18 protein-coding genes are annotated in these 18,964 nt (G+C 68.2%); 12 read left to right on the top strand and 6 right to left on the bottom strand.

The genetic code is table 11. From position 1 onward, the window contains the following. Positions 1 to 14 precede the first annotated feature (14 nt). From AC1D2O_RS20290 to AC1D2O_RS20280, 3 genes are all read right to left on the bottom strand, one after another. Positions 15 to 1,178, bottom strand: coding sequence for an ABC transporter substrate-binding protein (locus tag AC1D2O_RS20290; protein WP_478157795.1), 1,164 nt, complete (start codon positions 1,176 to 1,178; stop codon positions 15 to 17). A 243-nt stretch (positions 1,179 to 1,421) separates the two neighbouring features. After that, the gene (locus AC1D2O_RS20285; protein WP_478089535.1) at positions 1,422 to 2,831 is read right to left on the bottom strand and encodes an amidase family protein; all 1,410 of its coding nucleotides are present in this window, start codon (positions 2,829 to 2,831) and stop codon (positions 1,422 to 1,424) included. Between the two features lie 37 nt (positions 2,832 to 2,868). Next, positions 2,869 to 3,855, bottom strand: coding sequence for a Bug family tripartite tricarboxylate transporter substrate binding protein (locus tag AC1D2O_RS20280; protein ID WP_478089536.1), 987 nt, complete (start codon positions 3,853 to 3,855; stop codon positions 2,869 to 2,871). A 153-nt stretch (positions 3,856 to 4,008) separates the two neighbouring features. On the opposite strand from AC1D2O_RS20280, the gene AC1D2O_RS20275 reads away from it, so the two are divergent. From AC1D2O_RS20275 to AC1D2O_RS20260, 4 genes are all read left to right on the top strand, one after another. Next, positions 4,009 to 4,920, top strand: coding sequence for a LysR substrate-binding domain-containing protein (locus tag AC1D2O_RS20275; protein ID WP_478089537.1), 912 nt, complete (start codon positions 4,009 to 4,011; stop codon positions 4,918 to 4,920). 153 nt (positions 4,921 to 5,073) lie between these two features. After that, positions 5,074 to 5,823 (top strand): hypothetical protein, encoded by a 750-nt coding sequence (locus AC1D2O_RS20270; RefSeq protein WP_478089538.1) that lies wholly within the window; start codon positions 5,074 to 5,076, stop codon positions 5,821 to 5,823. A 363-nt stretch (positions 5,824 to 6,186) separates the two neighbouring features. Next, positions 6,187 to 6,876: an AzlC family ABC transporter permease gene (locus tag AC1D2O_RS20265; protein ID WP_478157794.1), complete on the top strand. Its 690-nt coding sequence runs from the start codon at positions 6,187 to 6,189 to the stop codon at positions 6,874 to 6,876. Beyond that, complete coding sequence (locus tag AC1D2O_RS20260; RefSeq protein WP_478089540.1) at positions 6,873 to 7,226, top strand: AzlD domain-containing protein; 354 nt, start codon at positions 6,873 to 6,875, stop codon at positions 7,224 to 7,226. Before AC1D2O_RS20265 ends, AC1D2O_RS20260 begins: the two co-directional genes overlap by 4 nt. Before the next feature lie 16 nt (positions 7,227 to 7,242). Here the strand turns inward: AC1D2O_RS20260 and AC1D2O_RS20255 are convergent, their stop codons facing one another. After that, entirely contained in the window at positions 7,243 to 7,593 is a 351-nt protein-coding gene (locus AC1D2O_RS20255) for a hypothetical protein (protein WP_478089541.1), read from the bottom strand. Positions 7,594 to 7,676: 83 nt separating this feature from the next. Beyond that, positions 7,677 to 8,432, bottom strand: coding sequence for an IclR family transcriptional regulator (locus tag AC1D2O_RS20250; RefSeq protein WP_478089542.1), 756 nt, complete (start codon positions 8,430 to 8,432; stop codon positions 7,677 to 7,679). Positions 8,433 to 8,515: 83 nt separating this feature from the next. On the opposite strand from AC1D2O_RS20250, the gene AC1D2O_RS20245 reads away from it, so the two are divergent. The 5 genes from AC1D2O_RS20245 to AC1D2O_RS20225 are packed head-to-tail and all read left to right on the top strand — an operon-like array spanning position 8,516 to position 14,797. Beyond that, positions 8,516 to 9,310, top strand: a complete 795-nt coding sequence (locus AC1D2O_RS20245) for an enoyl-CoA hydratase (protein WP_478089543.1) — start codon at positions 8,516 to 8,518, stop codon at positions 9,308 to 9,310. Continuing rightward, the gene (locus AC1D2O_RS20240; protein WP_478157793.1) at positions 9,307 to 11,424 is read left to right on the top strand and encodes an acetate--CoA ligase family protein; all 2,118 of its coding nucleotides are present in this window, start codon (positions 9,307 to 9,309) and stop codon (positions 11,422 to 11,424) included. The genes AC1D2O_RS20245 and AC1D2O_RS20240 overlap by 4 nt, the downstream gene beginning before the upstream one ends. 22 nt (positions 11,425 to 11,446) lie before the next feature. After that, a complete protein-coding gene (locus AC1D2O_RS20235; RefSeq protein ID WP_478087508.1) occupies positions 11,447 to 12,430 on the top strand; it encodes a tripartite tricarboxylate transporter substrate binding protein in 984 nt (327 codons plus the stop codon). 31 nt (positions 12,431 to 12,461) lie between these two features. Then, positions 12,462 to 13,640 (top strand): acyl-CoA dehydrogenase family protein, encoded by a 1,179-nt coding sequence (locus AC1D2O_RS20230; protein ID WP_478087507.1) that lies wholly within the window; start codon positions 12,462 to 12,464, stop codon positions 13,638 to 13,640. After that, positions 13,637 to 14,797: an acyl-CoA dehydrogenase family protein gene (locus AC1D2O_RS20225; protein ID WP_478087505.1), complete on the top strand. Its 1,161-nt coding sequence runs from the start codon at positions 13,637 to 13,639 to the stop codon at positions 14,795 to 14,797. The genes AC1D2O_RS20230 and AC1D2O_RS20225 overlap by 4 nt, the downstream gene beginning before the upstream one ends. Here the strand turns inward: AC1D2O_RS20225 and AC1D2O_RS20220 are convergent. After that, on the bottom strand, positions 14,794 to 15,618 hold the full coding sequence (locus AC1D2O_RS20220) for a YihY family inner membrane protein (protein WP_478087504.1): 825 nt from the start codon (positions 15,616 to 15,618) through the stop codon (positions 14,794 to 14,796). The genes AC1D2O_RS20225 and AC1D2O_RS20220 overlap by 4 nt on opposite strands. Positions 15,619 to 15,837: 219 nt before the next feature. Between AC1D2O_RS20220 and AC1D2O_RS20215 the strand changes: the two genes are divergently transcribed. The 3 genes from AC1D2O_RS20215 (at position 15,838) to AC1D2O_RS20205 (ending at position 18,907) form a co-directional block, all read left to right on the top strand. After that, complete coding sequence (locus AC1D2O_RS20215; RefSeq protein ID WP_478087502.1) at positions 15,838 to 17,475, top strand: flavin-containing monooxygenase; 1,638 nt, start codon at positions 15,838 to 15,840, stop codon at positions 17,473 to 17,475. A 55-nt stretch (positions 17,476 to 17,530) separates the two neighbouring features. Next, on the top strand, positions 17,531 to 18,223 hold the full coding sequence (locus tag AC1D2O_RS20210; RefSeq protein WP_478087501.1) for a VIT1/CCC1 transporter family protein: 693 nt from the start codon (positions 17,531 to 17,533) through the stop codon (positions 18,221 to 18,223). A gap of 75 nt (positions 18,224 to 18,298) precedes the next feature. Further along, positions 18,299 to 18,907 (top strand): GyrI-like domain-containing protein, encoded by a 609-nt coding sequence (locus AC1D2O_RS20205; protein WP_478087499.1) that lies wholly within the window; start codon positions 18,299 to 18,301, stop codon positions 18,905 to 18,907. Positions 18,908 to 18,964: the final 57 nt, after the last annotated feature.

Raw genomic sequence — 18,964 nt, 5'->3', positions numbered from 1 at the left:
CGGCACCGCTGCCATCAAACGCCCTTGCAGGCCTTCGCTGCGGCGATCACCGCGTCGTGGTCGAACCGATTGATCGCCGCGGCAAAGCCTGGCGTCGAGATCAGCATCGACTCCGGCGGCAGCTTGCGCTTGATCAACTTCTCCTGGAACATGAAGTCCTGCATCCGCCCGTATGCGGCGGCATCCATCGCGCCGATCCACTTGCCGCCGCGCAGTTCATAGCCATCGCGCATCGCCTTGAGTTGAAACTCCAGCAACGCAAGATCCCATTTCGCCAGCGTCGCCTCGTCGGCGCCGGTCGGCTTGCTGGAGGGGAAGGTTTTCCAGTGGACGCGACGTGCGCAGTCTGGGTTGGTCTGCGCGAACAGCGTTGCCATCGCCGAGCCTCGGGCGATGGCCTCGACCATGGCCGGATCGCTGTCGATCGTCTTCTGCATGGTAGCGAATGTGAAGTCGGGCATCGTCGCCCACGACGGATCGCGCAGGATGCGCAGTGGCATACCGGCATTTTCGAAACCCACTAGTGCCTGTCCCCAGAACATCAGTGCCTGCACCCGGTCGTTTTTCAGCGCTTCCAGGGCGGGCGCCCCGGCACCGGTCGCAATGATCTGCACGTCGGTGTCCGGGTTGAGGCCGTTGCTGCGCAAATAGCCTTTCAGCAGCGACGTACCGCCGGTGCCCAGGCTGAAGATGCCGATCTTCTTGCCCTTGAGATCCTTCACATCCTGGATGCTGCTGTTCTTCGGAACGCCCACGCCCCAGTCGACCGGGGCCGTCTCCATCAGGCCACGCACTGCAATGCTGTTTTCGGTGTTGGCCTGGATCAAGGCGGTCGAGTTGACTTGCGCAAACTCCGCGCTGCCAGCGACCATCTGCTGGACGCCAATAGGAGAGCCCGATACGGCAACCAGCTTGACGTCGTACCCGGCATCGCGCCAGTAGCCGAGGGCAATCGGCAGCGTGAGCCACGGATAGCCCACATTGATGACCTGCGTGCCGACGGTGATCGTGACCGGCTTCAGAGCTTCGCCAGCGGCGTGCGCGGTCACGGGGAACGTACCTGCGACCAGCGCGATCGATGTGACGAAGGACGCTGCACGCAACATCCATTGGCGCCACAGCGACGATCGTTGAAGACGCGCCAGGGGTCGAAGAGAAATCTTGAAGTCAGAGGTCATTGCAACTCACTAGCTGGGTTGAGGGCCGCAGGCATGGTTGTGCGTGATCGCTAGCACAATCCATACCGACACGATTTCGGTGGCGCCATCGTATGGATGTACTGCTCGACGTTCGATCACTAGGTTTGAACGCATGGTTCGCCTTTTCTCAAACTGAGTGGGCCCGCAGGCCGGCGAATGGTCGTGCTGCCGAGCGGCTCGTCTGCTGGGCGACGAACCCCGCGCTCGCCAGCAACGCCGGGCCTAGTCGGGGAGCCGTTCAAGTACCGACCACGAAGCGCGCGCCTCGATGGCCTCGCCCGCGGCCAGGCAAAGATCTTCCCGGAACCGTCCGGCTGCGAGTTGAACGCCCATTGGCACGCCGTCCACCAGACCGACGGGTACGGACAAGCCGGGAAGGCCAAGGATGGCAGTGGACACCAGGGGGCTCTGCGCACGAATCATCCGGCCCATCACGTCGTCGCCTTGCTGATCCTGGTCGACCTTGAACGGTCGGTCGAACGACACCGGCATGAGCAGGACAGGGAAGCGTTCGAAGAACATGCTCCACGCCCGCAGAAGCGTCGTCCGTCGGGCCAACGCCTTGATGAAAGCGTCCTTGTCCAGCGTTGGCGTATGCGCCAGCATGCTTCGGTACGCACGCTGAATCGCCCTGTCCCCGACGCGTTCGATCTCCAGCTGCATGGCCCCCTTGGCTTCGTTCATGAGCACGCTGAGCCACAGCTCGGCGGCCTCGTCGAAGCTGGGTGGCGCCGCTTCTTCGACGACGTAGCCGGCATCCTCCAGCCAAGCGGCGGACTGCTGCAAGGCCGCCAGAACGGCGGGGTCGGGCCTGAGCGATGGCGTGCCCGTGAACAACGCGACGCGCGGGCGGTCGTCCCTCGGGCGCATCTCGAGTGGCGCCGGAACCCACCAGGGATCACGGGGATCCCCGGACGACATCGCGGCCAACCCCAGGCGGAGGTCGGCGACGGTTCGGCCCAGCGGGCCCTGGGTCGCCGCCATCTGGGATGCGATCGGCCGCTCCGAATTCTGGCTGGCGTTGTACGCAGGCACGCGCCCGTGCGACGGCCTCAATCCCGCGACGCCGCATGCGTAGGCGGGATACCGGATCGACCCTCCCTGGTCGCTGCCGTGCGCAAGAGCTCCGACACCCAAGGCGGCGGCCACAGCAGCGCCGCCGCTGGAGCCACCCGGCGTGCGCGTCGCATCGAAAGGGTTGACCGTGCGCCCGTGCAAATCGTTGTCCGAGAACCAGCGCCAGGAGAACGCCGGAACGTTCGTACGACCGATGATCACGGCGCCGGCCTTCAGCCAGTTGTCGACCGCCGGATTGTTCTCCGAGGCGATGACGTCGCGGTACGCGACCACCCCGTTGGTCGTTGCCGATCCGGCGACATCGACATTGGCCTTGATCGTCACCGGCACGCCGTGGAGCATTCCGAGTTCCACCTTGTCGCGGACGGCGGCGTCGGCGGCGTCGGCGGCCCGGGTGGCCTGATCGGCATGGATCTCCGAGAGCGGATTGAAGGTGGGGTTGACCTGATTGGCTCGTTCGAGACAGCTCTGCACGGCTTCCCGGCTGGACACTTCCCGCGTTCGGATGGCCTTTGCAAGGTCGAGGGCGTTCCAGTGCCAGAGTTCGTTCGTCATGGTGTCTCCGGGTCGGGGTCGGGAACGTTGGCCGCGGTCAGTCGGCCGTCGCGCCGGATCGCTTCACCATCGCACCCCAGCGCGGGATCTCGGTCGCAATGAGACTGGCGAATTGCGCGGGCGTGGAGGGCGTCGCATCGACGGAGAGCGTCGCGTTGAGCTTGACGACCGCCGGGTCCTGAAGCGACTTCGCGATAGCGGCATTGAGCTTGTCGATGACCGGCTTGGGCGTGCCGGCAGGCGCGACGATCCCGCCCCAGGAAACCACCTCGAAGCCCTTCAGGCCGGATTCATCCACCGTCGGCGTATCGGGAAGGACGGGCACGCGCTTGAGGCTGGTGGCGCCCAGCACCTTGACCTGGCCCGAGCGGATGAAGGGCAGGACGCCGGCGACGTTGTCGACCATCACGTCCAGCTGGCCACCGGCGATGTCGACCACTGCCTGCTGGCCGCTCTTGTACGGAACGTGGAGCATGAAGGTGCCGGTCTCGCTCTTCAGTAGCTCGCCGGCCAGATGGGCGCTCGATCCGATCCCGAGCGAGCCCACGCTGATCTTGCCCGGATTCTGCTTGGCATAGGCGATCAGCTCCTTGATGTTGTTGGCCGGAAAGTCGTTGCGGGCGACGAGCACCAGCGCATTGCTGATGGCGAGGCTGACGGGCGCGAGACTGCGTTGCGGGTCATAGGGCAGCTTCGAGTACATGCTCTTGTTGATCGCCAGCGTGACCAGGTTGCCGAAACCGATCGTGTAGCCGTCCGCGGGCGATGTCGCCAGCAACTGGGTACCGACGATGCCTCCCGCACTGCCGCGGTTGTCGATGACGACCGGCTGGCCCAGTTCGCGCCCGAGGGCGTCGGCGATGGGCCGCAATACGACGTCGGGACCGGAGCCCGCCACATACGGCACGATGAGCTTGATGGGTCGCTCGGGCCATTCCGCGTGGGCGGCACCGGCGCACAGGCCGACGAGCAGCACGAAGGACGATGCAGCGGCGGTGCGGGCACGACTCAAGAAATTCGGCATGGGCATTCTCCAGAAGAGTCTTCGCGGAACCAGGCTTTGGATGGCCATCGGTCTTGATGTCATTCAGCTTAGACATCGCCGGCGCTGCGCGTAAGGCTATTATTTTGTTATGGTGACAATCTACAGTTGTCACCATCGCACAGGCGGCCGCACATGAAAGATCATCACCTTCGGGCCTGGTTGAAAGTCGCCGAGCTCGGCAGCATCAGGGCGGCCGCTCGCAGTCTTCATCTCAGTCAGGCCGCGGTGACCAAGGCCATCAAGGAGCTGGAAGGCGAGCTCGACGCGCCGCTCCTCACGCGCAGTTCGAAGGGCATCGCGATCACCGAGTGCGGTGAGCATCTGACCGTGCGTGCGCGAATCGCGGAAACCCAGTTGAATCTTGCGCGACAGGACATCCGGCAACTTCTGGGTGGCGCCCGGGCGCGCGTGTCGGTGGGCGTGACGCCGATGGTGATGCTGAGCGTCTTGCCCGATGTCCTGAGCGACTTCAGGCGAAGCATGCCTGCGGCCAGGGTCAGGGTGTCGGAAGGTTTGCTGCCGGCGGTCCTGCCCGCACTTCGCAATGGCACGCTCGATTTCGCGCTGGCCGTGCGCATGCTGATGGCGAAGGACGACGAGTACGCATTCGAGCCGTTGCGCCCGCTCGAATTCATGATCGCCTGCCGGCGCGGCCACCCCCTCGCTCGAGCCACGCGCTGGGCGGACGTCGTCGACTGCGAGTGGCTGCTCAACGTTTCAACCGGCAGTCAGACCGAGGCCGTTCTGAACGGTCTGCGCGCGACGGGTTTGGCCTTGCCCGAACGCGTGGTCGAATGCGACACCTTCGGTGTCATGTGGAATCTGATGACGCGAAGCGACGCCTTGCTCATCTGTCCCTCCGCGATGCTCAAGGTCAAGCCCTACTGCGATGAAGTGGCACGAATTCGAGTCAAGGCGCCGATGCCCCCAGCAACCATCGGCATCATGACGCTGCGAGGGACACCGCTGTCCTTGGCGGCCGCGACCATGGCGGATCTGTTCAGGCGCCGCGTGGCGAGTGCGAGCGCCGTGCTGGCGGCGTAGCGCGGGGACGTTCATGCGATAAGTCGCCTTGCGGTCCAGCGGCAGGCCGTTCCACAGTGTTGTCACAACTGCACTGCAGACTTCACCCCTTTCAGCCACCGTGTAGCAAAGAAAAGAGGGGTATCCATGCGTCGCCGTGATTTAGCAACCGCCGTGACCACCGGCATTGTCCTGCCCGCCATCGTCGGCTCGGCGTCCGCGCGGGCGGAACGCCCATTGGCCAAGGACGGACTTCAGCAGCACATGCTGGCCGCGTTGTCGAAGGAGATTGACGACAGCGCCAGTGCGCGCACCCTCGTCCCACACATCGAGGACGTCGGGTTCGACTGGCAGCCGGACACTGCTCCCGTGGCGCAGCTGGACTTCATCGTCGCCTACGCGTTCGGCAACCGGCTGCCCGCCGGTGGCGGCGACCCGTCGAAGGTGCTCGCGGACCCGGGCCCGACGAACGAAGCGCTGGCAGATGCCGTGGCCGCGGTCCTGGCGCGGCGCCAGGTTCATGTGTACGCGCAGTGGGAAATCGCCCGCTGGCTGAAGTCGAAGTACGGCATCTCCAACCTGACGTCCGTCGAGCCGGTCATCGCCGCGGACGGCACGATCACCTACCTGAGCACCGACGGCGTGGCCGCCCAGGTCCTCGCGGCCCGTGCCAAGCTTCCCGGTGGCATCGGCACCGCCGCGGTCGTTGGTTTCCGCGATCACATCAAGCGCTGCGTGCAGACCACGCGCGATCGCGGCATCGCCGCGTTCGCCCCCGCGGGAATCCCGATGCCGGGCACGTATGACCCCCAGTCGGGCCAGCCGTGGACCCGCCGCCGGGATCTCTACCTGGTGCACGACATGTACGCTCAGTGGGCCACCCTTCGCGCGAAGCTGATCGCCCAGGCGTACCCCAACGGCTGACGCGCGCCCTCGAGCTCCGAACGGGGCCTGGCAGGTGATCGAGCTCGCTCCCGCCAATTGATGCGTTGGCGAGCCGCCTGGCCTTGCGCGTGAATGCGCTGATTCGCGAGTCAGAACCCTCCGCGAAAAGCTCCTTGGAGGCGCTGCATCGTCGTGCCGGATTGCATGGCGAACAAGGCCGTTCTATAAGAGAACAAACAAGGGCGCAGCTCGAAGGGAGTGTCATGAGTGCAATCAATGCCTTGGGCCGGAGTATCCGCAGCCACCGCATCGCCGCGTGTTCGCCACCGTGCGAGCCGATCACTGGGGTGGGGGCACCCATGTGCTCGCGTTTCGCCGGCCACTTCCTCTTTGATGCCTGATGTGATCCGCGCCCTTCTGCGAGGCCTCGTCGCCAGCCTCTCCATCGCCGTCGGCTATCTGCCCATCGCCTTCTCATTCGGTCTGGCTGCGGTCGAGGCCGGCCTGTCGCCGAATGCCACGCTGCTGATCTCGGCGGCCGTGTTCGCGGGGGCCAGCCAGTTCCTGTTGATCGCGCTGCTGGTCTCGGGCGCCGCGTGGTGGACTGCGGTTCCCACGGTGCTGTTGATGAATGCGCGCCATCTGTTCTATGGACCCGCGCTGGTGAATCGATTGCCGGCGCGGACGGCGCCGCTGCCTGCTCCATTGTTGGCATTCGGGTTGACCGACGAAGTCTTCGCGACCGCCTTGAGCAAGGTCGACCGCGTGCCTGCGGCGGAGCGCGAGACGTGGCTGGTCGGGCTGCAACTGGGGGCCTACAGCGCCTGGTTGCTCGGCACCTGGCTGGGGACGCGCCTGTCGGGCCGGATCGACCTGTTGCCCGACTTTGCGCGTGATGCGCTCGGCTTCGTGCTGCCGGCCTTGTTCCTTTCGCTGCTGCTCGAAATCGGCGTCGCGCGCTGGAAGATGCCGATCCTCGTCGCCGCAGCGTCGGCCGCAGTCTTGCTGGCGGTGTTGCCGGCCCACCATGCCCTCGCGCTGGGCATCGTGGCCGGCGCGCTGGCCAATGCCATTGCGAGGCCAAGGGCATGAACAGGTCCGTCGTCACGATCATTCTTCTGTGCGGCCTTGGCACCTTCCTGCTGCGCTGGCTGCCGCTATGGCATGCGCGCCGCGCGGCCGACCGTGCGTCGACCCGCGCCGGGAGATGGCGCCGGCTCTTCGAAGGAGTGGGGCCGGCGGCCATCGCCGCATTGCTCGCGGTCTCGCTGGCTGGCTATTTCCCGCAGGCGCTGGCACCGGCGCGAGCCGCCGGGCTGATCCTCGCGCTGGCGGCGGTCGCTGCGAGCAAGCGCTGGATCGGGGGCATCGCATGGCCCACGCTGGTGGGTGCCCTGGCCTACGGGGTGGCGATGCGCTGGGTGGCCCCTGCACTGCCTTGAGTGTCGAGCCGACGCGTCATCGCCTGCCATTGTTCCGGGTCTGATCTCGAACGGCCCTCGACGCCCGGCGATAGATCAGGACCATGGCGACCAGGCCGACGAGAGCCGCCAGGTTCGCCGCCAGGGCGAGCGCGAACAGGAGGCCCGCCACTTCCGCCATGAGAAGCGCCACCGCCAGCGAAGCCGCCCACAGCCCGCCCCACCTGAGGATGTACAGGTCCATGTAGGTCTTGAGCCAGACGTCGTTCCTTCGTGCGATGGCTTCGGCCTCTTCCGCGGACGCCTCGGGCGCAGCCTGCTCGAGGAAGCTCTTCGGGGACCAGAAGCGATTCCAGACGGATGCGGGGCGAGGTTCTGAGGGGCTCATCGAGACAGAGATTACCCGCAGCAGGCGCGGGCCTGCCGCGCTCGGTCCGGTTCGCAGATCGACAGGATTCGTCGGCCGTGCGTTCAGCCGCCGCCGCCGTCGAGGGTGCTCACCAGCAACTGCCCCAACTCGGCGCGCCGCGCCGCGCCCATGCGCGGCTTGATCGCCGCAATCGAGATGGCGGCGAAAGGCGCGCCCGCATTCGGAATCACCGCGCCGACGCCGCCCACGCCCTGCGTCACGGTGTCCACCAACTCCGCGTAGCCGGTCCGGCGCGTGCGCGCGATCACCTTGCTGATCTGCGACGGGGTCAGCCCCGCGGCATCGAAGGCCGGCGCGTGCTGGGTGCGGATTCGCGCGATCTCGTCGTCGGGCGCGGCCGACAGCATCGCCAGCCCGCCCACGCCGATGCCCAGGGGGCGGATGTCACCGACGCGGGTGCTGAAGATCTTCACCGGGAAGGCGCCGTCCTCGCGCGCGAGGCAGACGGTGTAGTCGCCCTGGCGCGCCAGCAGGAACACGGTGTCTTCGGAGATGCGTGCCAGGCGCTGCAGCATCGGCTGGTACGACCCCAGCAGCGGCGCGCGCTTGAGCGACGCGAAGCCCAGGCGCATCGCCTCGAGGCCGAGCCGATAGCGGCGCGTGGCGGCGTCGCGCTCGGCGAACTGTTCCTCGACCAGGCAGGTGAGCAGGCGGTGCGCCGTCGATCGCTCGAGCTGCGTGAGGGCGACCACTTCGTTCACCGCCAGGCCTTCCTCGTGGTGCGCGCCCAGCACCCGCAGGACCTGGAGCGAACGCCGCATGTTCTGGGCCCCCGGGGTTTCCATAGGTTTGCTCACGATGTGGGATTTCTCGCAGTTGTTGATCGCAGGATGAGCATACCCGTCCGACCATCGGCGCTTCCCCGTACGCAGGAACTTCGATGACTGAACCCCTTCTCCTGATCGAGCAGACCGGCGCGGTGCGCCGCATCTGGCTCAATCGCCCGCAGGCGCGCAACGCCCAGAGCCAGCAGATGCTCGACCAACTCGACGCTGCCTTCGAGTCCGCGCGCACCGACGAGGCCACCCGCGTGGTGGTGCTTGCCGCCAAGGGCGCGCATTTCTCGGCCGGTCACGACCTGAAGCAGGCGCAGGCGGAGCGCGCCGAGTTCACGGTGGAGGAACGCTGGGCCTATGAGGAGCAGCGCTACTTCAACTACTGCATGCGCATCTGGGACTTCCCCAAGCCAACCATCGCGCAGGTGCAGGGCGCCTGCGTGGCGGCGGGCTTCATGCTGGCCAACATGTGCGACCTCATGGTCGCGTCGGAGGACGCCTTCTTCTCGGACCCGGTGACGCACACCATGGGCGCGGCGGCGACGGAAGTGCTGATCCATCCCTGGGTCCTGGGCTTGCGCCAGGCGAAGGAACTGCTCTTCACCGGCGAGCGCCTGTCGGCGGCGGAGGCCAAGGCGCTCGGCATGGTGAACCGGGTGGCTGCCAACGACCGCCTGGACGAGGAGACGATGGCGCTGGCCCAGCGCATTGCCAAGGCCCCGCCCTTCGCGCTGCAGATCCTGAAGAAGTCGCTCAACCGCTCGGTGGACGTGCAGGGCATGCGCCACGCACTGTCGGCGCATTTCGACGTGCACCAGCTCAGCCATGTGAGCGAGGAGTACCGGCAGACCAAGGAAGCGGGCCTGGCCAACGCGATCATCAAGGGAGCGCGGGCATGAGCGTTCACTCGCGTCACCGACTTGGCCCGCTGCTTCAGCCGCGCTCGATCGCCATGGTCGGCGCCAGCAACCAGGCCGGCCGGATCGGCGGCATGCCGCTCGATCTGCTGCGTCATTTCGGCTATGCGGGCCAGGTGTTCCCGGTCAACCCCAAGTACCAGGAGGTCTTCGGCTACACCTGCTATCCCGACATCGAATCGTTGCCCGAGACGCCCGACCTGGTCGTGCTGGCCATCGGCGCGGAAGACGTCACCGCCATGCTCGAGCGCTGCCACGCCAGGGGCATTCCGGCCGCCATCGTCTACGCGGCCGGCTTCGCCGAGGCGGGCGCGGCCGGGGAAGCCCTGCAGCGCACGCTGGAGGACTTCGTCGCGCGCAGCGGGATGGTGGTGGCCGGCCCCAACTGCATGGGCTTCGCCAACCTGAACCTGCAGGCGCACACGGCCTTCGCCTCGGTGTTCCGCAACGTGCCGCCGCAAACGCAGCCCGGCCGGGTGAGCGTGCTCACGCAGAGCGGCAATGTCTGCTCGGCGGTGTTCGCGCTGATCCGGCGGCTCGGCGTGCCGGTCAGCCAGTTCATCAACACCGGCAACGAGGCCACGCTGGAGTTTGCCGAGTACCTCGAATTCCTGGCGCAGGACCCGGAGACCGATTGCGTGATCGGCTACGTCGAGCAGTTGCGCAACGGCCGGCGCTTCATCGATGCCGCGCTGTCTCTGGCCGCGCAGGGCAAGCCGCTGGTGATCTACAAGGCGGGCGAAACCGAGAAGGGCTCGGAGGCGGTGCGCTCGCACACCTCGGCGCTGGCCGGCGACCTGGCGCTCTACCAGGCGGGCTTCGAGCAGCTCAACGTGATCCGCGGCACCGACTTCGCGCAGATGGCCGACCTGGCCTACCTCAGCGGCTTCCGCCGACGCGAGGGCGGCCGCCGCGTCGCCATCGTGACGATGTCGGGCGCGCTGGGCGCCATCCTGGCCGACAAGCTGATCGGCGCGGGCCTGGACGTGCCGACGCTGCCGCCCGCGCTGCAGCAGGCGCTGCGCGACGGCATCCCCGACTACGGCATGGTGTCGAACCCGGTCGATGTGACCGGCAACGTGGTGAACCAGCCCGACTTCGTGCGGACCATCTTCACCGCGCTGGCGGAAAGCGACGCGATCGACACCGTGATCGTCTATGCGCCGGGCTACCTGCTCGACCGCATGGCCGACACGCTGGTCGACGTCTGCGCGCGCTTCCCGCGGCTGTTCGTCGCCATCGACACGGGCGCCGCGCAGTGCCGCGCGCGGCTGGCCGATGCCGGCGTGCCGGTGTTCGACGACCTCGGCCGCGCCACGCAGGCGCTGGCGCCGTACTGCCTGTGGCTGGCGCGCCGTCCGGCCGTGGCGCGCTGGGCCGCCTTGCGCGCCGCACCGCCGCGGCACGACGCCGCGCCGGCGCTGCCCGCCCGGCTCAACGAGCACGACACGAAGGCGCTGCTCGCGCGCTACGGCGTGCCTTCGCTGCCGGAGCATGTCTGCGCCGATGCCGACGCTGCCGTGCGGGCGGCCGGGCAGATCGGCTGGCCGGTGGCCCTGAAGATCCTCAGCGCCGACATCGCCCACAAGACCGAGGCCGGCGGCGTGCGCCTGGACATCGGCGATGCGGCCTCGCTGCGCACGGCCTGCGCCGAGGTGCTCGCCGCCGCGCAAGCGTACGACCCGTCCGCGCGCATCGACGGCCTGCTGGTGCAGCCGATGGCGCGCGGCGGCGTGGCCGAACTGATCGCGGGCGTCACCCACGATCCGGTCTTCGGCCCCGCGCTCACGGTCGGACTCGGCGGCGTGCTGACCGAGCTCTACCGCGATGCCAGCCACCGGCTGCTGCCGGTCGACGCGGCCATGGTCGGCGACATGCTGCGCTCGCTGAAGGCCTGGCCGCTGCTCGACGGCTTTCGCGGCCGGCCGCTGGCCGACGTCGAGGCCGCCTGCGCCGGCATCGCCGCGCTGTCCGATGCCGCCACGGCGCTCGGTGCGCAGGCCGAGGAGGTCGAGATCAATCCGCTGCAGGTGCGCGCGCGTGGCGCCGGTGCGGTGGCGCTCGATGCGCTGGTGCTGGTTCGCCCCGCTCTTTGAAAATCACTCCAGGAGACCCCCGATGAAAACGTCCTTGATGAAGACCGTGTCCGCCGCGGTGCTGGCCGTCGCGGCATCGCTGCTGGCGCCGGCGGCCGCGCTCGCGCAGGCCTATCCCGACAAGCCGATCCGCATGGTGCTGCCGTTCCCGCCCGGCGGCGTGACCGACCTCCTGGCGCGCGCGCTCGCCGAGAAGCTCTCGCCGCGCCTGGGCCAGCCGGTCATCGTCGACAACAAGCCGGGCGCCGGCACGGTGCTGGCGTCCGACTACGTCGCGCGTGCGCCTGCCGACGGCTACACGCTGCTGCTGGCCGCCTCGTCGCTCGGCACCGCGCCGCTGCTCTACGACAAGGTCGGCTACGACGCCATCAAGAGCTTCGCGCCCGTGACGCAGGTCGCGTCCGTGGTGCACGTGCTCGTGGTCAACCCGCAGCTTCCGGTCAAGTCGGTGGCCGAGCTCGTGGCGTACGCGAAGCAGAACCCCGGCAAGCTCAACTACGCTTCGACGGGCATGGGCACCTCCACCCATCTCGAAGGCGAGCTCTTCAAGAGCATGGCCGAGACTTTCATGGTGCACATTCCGTACAAGGGCAGCGGCCCGGCGTTGACCGATGTGGTGGGCGGCCAGGTCGGCGTCATGATCGATGCGCTCGGCTCCTCGGGGCCGTTCATCAGGTCCGGCAAGCTGCGTGCGCTGGCGGTGACGACGGTCAAGCGCTCGCAGTCGATTCCCGAACTGCCGACCGTCGCCGAATCCGGCCTGCCCGGCTACGAGGCGATGCCCTGGCTGGGCCTGGTGGCGCCGGCCGGCACGCCCCAGCCGGTGATCGACCGCCTCCATCGCGAGATCGTCGAAGTCCTGAAAGAGCCCGAGCTGCGCGAGCGCTTCAAGGGCTGGGGGCTGGACATCATCGGCAACACGCCCGCCGAGTTCGCGAGCTTCCTGCGCCGCGACATCGACCAGTGGGCGCGCGTGATCGCCAGCGCCAGGATCAAGGCCGACTGATGCAGGGGTCTTGCGAAACGGAGCGCGTCGAATGAGGCTCGCGCTCACCGAAGAACAGACGCTGATCCAGTCCAGCGCGCTCGACTGGCTGGCTGGCCGATACGACTTCCGCCAGCGCGAGGCCGGCCTGCATCGCGACGGCGGCTCGCCCGTGGCCTGGGCTGCGTTCGCGGAGATGGGTTGGCTGGGCCTGCCGATTCCGGAAGGCGCCGGCGGGCTGGGCCTGGGGCCGCTCGAGGCGGGCTTGCTGATGCAGGCCTTCGGCCGGCACCTGGTGGTCGAGCCGTGGCATGCGTGCGTGCTGCAGGCCGCGCGGCTCCTGGCCCTCGCGGGCACGGCGGCACAGCAAGCCGAATCGCTGCCGCCGCTCATGGCGGGCGAGCGACGGCTGGCCCTGGCGCACGCCGAGCCTGGCGATCGGCTGCCCTGGGCGCCGCGTCGCACGACGGCGGTGCGGACCGCGTCCGGCTGGCGCCTCGACGGTGCAAAGCGCCAATCGATGGCTGCGCCCGGCGCTGCGGGCTGGATCGTCTCGGCGACGGTCGATGGCGGCACGCGGCTGTTCATGGTCGACCCGCCCGCGGACGGGGTGCAGGCGGACGCCTACGACACCAGCGCGGGCGGACGCGCGGCCGACATCGTCTTCGCCGGCACGCCGGCGATCCTGCTGGGCGACGAGCGCGAAAGCGACATGGATGTGCGGCTGAACCGGGTGCTGGCCGAAGGCCTGGTCGCGCTCGGCTGGGAGGCCACGGGCGCCATGCAGGCAGCGCTGGCGCAGACCACCGCGCATACGCAGCAACGCAGGCAGTTCGGCCAGAGCCTGTCGCAGTTCCAGGTGGTGCAGCATCGGCTGGCTGAGATGGCGGTGCACTGTGCGGAGGCGCAAGCGGTCTGCGAGCTGGCATCGATGCGGCTCGCGCTGTCGCCCGACGCGGGCCCCGAGCTGGCGGCCCTGGTGAAGAACAAGGTCGGCCGCGCCGCCCGCTTCGTCGCGCAGGAGGCGGTGCAGCTGCACGGCGCGATGGGCGTGTGCGAGGAGCTGCCGATCGCCGCGACCTTCCGGCTGCTTCTGGCCTTCGGGCAGCAGGGTGGCGATGCGGCGTCGCATGCGTTGCGGCACGGTCGGGAACTCATGGCCAACGGTGCCTTCGGCTGCAGCCAGACGCTTCACGATCGCGCGACGACGATGGAAGGACACAGCGCATGAATCTCGAACTCGAACCCGCCGACCGGGCCTTTCGCGAAGAAGTGCGCGACTTTCTCGCCGCCAACCTGACGGCTGCCCTGCGGGACGGACAGCGCAGCACCACGTCGATGTACCCGGCGCCCGAAGTCTCGACGCCGTGGCAGAAGGCGCTGCAGGCCAAGGGCTGGCTCGTGCCGCTCTGGCCCGTGGCGTGGGGCGGCACCGGCTGGAGCGCACTGCAGCGCTTCATCTTCGAGACCGAATGCGCGCTGGCCGGCGCGCCGCTGGTGCATCCGATGGGCGTGCGCCTGGTGGGGCCGGTGATCCTGCGCTACGGCACCGAGGCGCAGAAGCGCCGCTACCTGCCGCGCATCCTGTCGAGCGAGGACTACTGGTGCCAGGGCTTCTCGGAGCCGAATGCCGGGTCGGACCTCGCGTCGCTGTCGCTGAGTGCGCGGGCGGACGGCAGCGACTATGTGCTCGACGGCACCAAGATCTGGACCAGCTACGCGCACAAGGCCAACCGCATGTTCGCGCTGGTGCGAACCAGCACCGAAGGCAAGAAGCAGCAGGGCATCAGTTTCCTGCTGGTCGACATGAACCTGCCGGGCATCTCGGTGCGGCCGATCGCCACGATCGGCGGCGACCACGAGGTGAACGAGGTGCACTTCGACGGTGTCCGGGTGCCGCAGGCCGACCGCATCGGGGAGGAGAACGCGGGCTGGGATTGCGCCAAGTACCTGCTCGAGTTCGAGCGCGGCGCCGGCATCTTCAGCCCGCGGCTGCGTTTGCAGCTCAAGCGTGTGGCCGAGGCGCTGCGCGTGCCCGGTGCCGTCAACGACGAATTGCTGCGCCGCTTCGGCGAGGTGGCGTCCGATGTCGACACCTTCGAGTGGCTGGAGCTGCGCACCATGGGCGGCCTGGCGCCGGGCGCCAACCCCGGACCGGTGTCGTCGATCCTCAAGCTGCGGGCCAGCCGGCTCAAGCAGGCGATCGGCGAACTGGGCGTGGAAGCCCTCGGTGGTGACAGCCTGCGCTGGCGCAGCGACCCCGCCGATGGCCGCAACGCCACGGCGACGCTGGTGCCGGAGTACTGCAACAGCCGGGCCTACACCATCTTCGGCGGCGCGGCGGAGGTTCAGCTGGGGCTCATTGCACGCACTGTGATGAATGCCTAGGCCCGAGCAGCCTTGCCGCCCGTCCGCCGTCGGGTGAGCGCCAGGTTGGCCGTCATCATGGCCGCGACCAGCGTGACCAGCCACGAGAAGTACACCCATAGCAGGAACATGGGGAGCGCGGCGAACGCCCCGTACAGCGCCTTGTACGTGGGCACCTTGGCGAGGTAGGCGGTGAAGCCGCGCTTGCCCAGCTCGAAGGCCACGCTGGCGATCAAGCCGCCCGCGATGGCGTCGCGCAGCCGTACCTGGGTGTTCGGCACGAGGTAGAACATGCTCGTCAGCGCGATCACGCCGAGCATGAACGGCCCGAGGTCGAGCACGAAGGCGAGTGATCGCGGCAGCGCGCCGATCAGCCCCATGGAACTGCCCAGCAAGTAGGACGTGGCCCAGAGGCTCAGACCCAGCACGGGCGGCCCGACCGCCAGCATCAGCAGGTACAGGCCGACCCGCCTGAACAACGGCCGATTCTTGCGGACCTGCCACATCTGGTTCAGTGCGTTTTCCACGGTCAGCAGCATCGCGATGGCCGCGCCCAGCAGGAACAGCGAGCCGACCCAGGTCAGGCCGCTGGCGTTGGCGGCGAACTGGTTCAGGTACTTCAACACCGTGCGCGCGATGTCCGCCGGAAGCAGCCGGCTCAACAGGATCTCCTGAAGCGCGTCCTTGAAGCGCCTGAAGATCGGGAAGTGCGTGAACAGCGCGAAGCTCGCGGCCAGCAAGGGCACGATGGACAGCAGGGTCGTGAAGGTCAGGCTGCCGGCGACCTGGGGCAGGCGCTCTTTCCTGGCGCGTTGGAATGTCAGGCGGGTCAGGGTGAACATGGATCGCTGAAAGAAAATCGACTGGCTTCGCGGGCCAAGGGTTGCCGCCGCCGGATGGCGATTGTGACGGCTGACTTCGATCGCTTCGGTCGCGAGCCCGGCGGACCTCGACAGCCGTTTGGCCGCGCAGCATACTGGCGCGGGCCTGGCCATCGCCTCATGGGGAGTTCGTTCCGGTGGCACCGGAGTCGTCGACGCCCCACGGGACTGGAGATCCGCATGACCACGCAAGGCTTCACCGAATCGCATGCGCCGCAGGCGCTGGACCTGCTGATCGTCGGCGCCGGCTTCGGTGGCCTCTGCATGCTGCGCAAGGCGCGCGCGATGGGCCTGTCGGCGCTGGTGCTCGAGGCCGCGCCCAGCGTGGGCGGCACCTGGTACGCCAACCGCTACCCCGGTGCCCGCGTCGACATCCAGAGCCTGGAGTACTCGTTCTCGTTCAGCGAGGCCCTGCAGCAGGAATGGCAGTGGAGTGAGCGCTATGCCTCGCAGCCCGAACTGCTGCGCTACGCCAACCACGTGGCGGACCGCTTCGACCTGCGCGGCGGCATCCGCCTGAACACGCGCGTGACGTCGGCCCGCTTCGACGACGACGGGCAGCGCTGGCAGATCGGCGGCACCGGCGCCGATGGCGCGGCGCAGGCCTGGCACGCGCGTTTCGTCGTGCTGGCCAGCGGGCCGCTGTCGACACCGAACACGCCCGCCTTTCCCGGCCTGGAGACCTTCGCCGGGCCGGTCCTGCACACGGCCGACTGGCCGCATGCGCCGGTCGATTTCGGCGGCCGCCGTGTGGGCGTGATCGGCACGGGTTCCTCGGCGGTCCAGGTGATCCCGCGCATCGCGCAGCAGGCGGCGTCGGTGACCGTGTTCCAGCGTACCGCCGCCTACGTGGTGCCGGCCCACAACGGACCGCTCGATCCGGCGCACGAGGCCCGCGTGAAGGCCGACTACCCGGGCTTCCGGGCCCGCAACCGCCAGATGCGCACCGGCTTCGGCTGCGAGCTGCCCTCGAACCCGGACTCGGCGCTGGCGGCGAGTCCCGAAGAGCGCGCAGCGGTGTTCGAGGCCCGCTGGCGCTTCGGCGGGTTCTCCATGCTCAGTGCCTTCGCCGACCTGATGACGGATCTGCGGGCCAACGCACTGGCGGCCGAGTTCGTGCGCGGCAAGATCCGCGAGAAGGTCCGCGACCCGGCGACGGCGGCGCTGCTCTCGCCGCAGCAGCCCATCGGCTGCAAGCGCATGTGCGTGGCCGACGACTACTACGAGACCTTCAACCGGCCGAACGTGCACCTGGTGGACGTCAGCGCGCAGCCGATCGAGGCCATCACGCCGGGCGGACTGCGCACCGGCGGGCGCGAGCACGCCTTCGACACGCTGGTGCTGGCCACCGGCTTCGACGCCGTCACCGGCACGCTGATGCGGATGGACCTGCGCGGCCGCGGCGGCCTGCGCATCCAGGACAAGTGGCGCGACGGGCCGCTGAACTACCTGGGCCTGACGGTGGCCGGCTTCCCGAACCTGTTCAACATCGCCGGCGCGGGCAGCCCCGCGGCCTTCACGAGCGTCATCCTCTCGATCGAGCACCACGTGGACTGGATCGCCGAGTGCATCGCCTGGCTCGACGCACAGGGCCACGCCACGATCGAGGCCACCGGCGAGGCCGAGAGCGCCTGGGTCGCGCAGGTCAACGCGATCGCTGCCCACACGGTGTTCCTGAGCTGCAACTCCTGGTACCTGGGCGCGAACATCCCGGGCAAGCCGCGCATGTTCATGCCGCTGGCCGGCGGATTCCCGGCCTATGCGGAACGCTGCGCGGCGGTGGCCGGCCGGGGCTACGAGGGCTTCGCGCTGGGCTGATCGCGGCGCCGTCGTCCAACGCGGCGAGGCGAGTTCACTCGCTTAGACTTGAACCATGCCGCGCCATTCAGAACGTCACCGCAATCATCGGATCGGCTGGCTGCGCGCCGCCGTGCTCGGTGCCAACGACGGCATCGTTTCGACGGCCAGTCTCGTCGTCGGCGTCGGGGCGGCCGGCGCGAGCCATGCCACTGTCGTGATGACCGGTGTGGCGGGCCTCGTGGCTGGCGCCATGTCGATGGCTGCGGGCGAATATGTGTCGGTCTACTCGCAGGCCGATACCGAGCGGGCCGATCTGGCCCGCGAACGCATGGAGCTGGATACGGACCCTGCCGCCGAGCAGCGCGAACTGACTGCCATCTACGTCAAGCGAGGGCTCGAGCCTGCCCTGGCGCGGCAGGTGGCCGTCGATCTGATGAACCACGATGCCCTGGGTGCCCATGCACGGGACGAACTCGGCATCTCCTCGGGTCTCGGGGCGAATCCGGTGCAGGCTGCCCTGGCCTCGGCCGCCAGCTTCGCGGTGGGTGCCGCGCTGCCGCTGGTCGTCGCGATGCTGGCGCCCGAACGCAGCCTGATTCCCTGGGCGGCGGGCACTTCGATGGCCTTCCTCGCGTTGCTGGGCGCCATTGCCGCGCGTGCAGGCGGGGCAGGCGTTCTCCGGGGGGCTTGGCGCGTTGCTTTTTGGGGAGCGCTGGCGATGGGGGTTACCGCAGGCGTTGGTCGCCTGTTCGGTACGCCCGTTTGATGACTCTGCGGCGGCTTGACCTGGCGTCGAAGCCGCTGCGCCCGGCATGATGGCCGGCCGTCGCCTGGAGCCCCCATGGAAAAGATCGATCTCAGGAAACAACTGAAGCATCTCTATCAACCGTCCGCCAAGGCGGTGGTGCAGGTCGATGTGCCGAGCTTCAGGTTTCTCATGGTCGACGGTCGGGGCGATCCCGGCACGTCGCAGGCGTATGCGCAGGCCGTCGAGGCCCTGTTCTCCGTCTCCTACACCGCCAAGTTCATGGTCAAGAAGGGGCCGCAGGCGACCGACTATGCCGTCATGCCGCTCGAAGGGCTCTGGTGGGCCGATGACATGTCCGCCTTCGTCGCCAACGACAGGGAGCAATGGAACTGGACGATGATGATCATGCAGCCCGACTTCGTCGCCGACGAAGTCATCGAAGCGGCGATGGCCGAAGTGCGACGGAAGAAGGCACTGCCGGCCATCGACAAGCTACGGCTGGAGCGCTTCCCGGAGGGCCCGTGCGCCCAGGTGCTGCATCTTGGACCCTTCTCGGATGAAGGCCCCACGGTGGAGCGGCTGCACGATTTCATCGATGCGCGAAGTGGCCGGGCCGGCAAGCATCACGAGATCTACCTGAGCGACATCCGGCGAGCCGATCCCGCGAAATGGAAAACGGTCATTCGCCAACCGATGAAATGATCCTGCTGCGGCATTCCGCTGCGGAGCCAAAAAGCGCATGGCCCCCGTGAATTCGCA

It is taken from the genome of Variovorax sp. P1_G12, from assembly GCF_056405555.1.
Note: the sequence above shows the minus strand (reverse complement) of the source record. Positions and strands in the feature narration are given on the sequence as shown.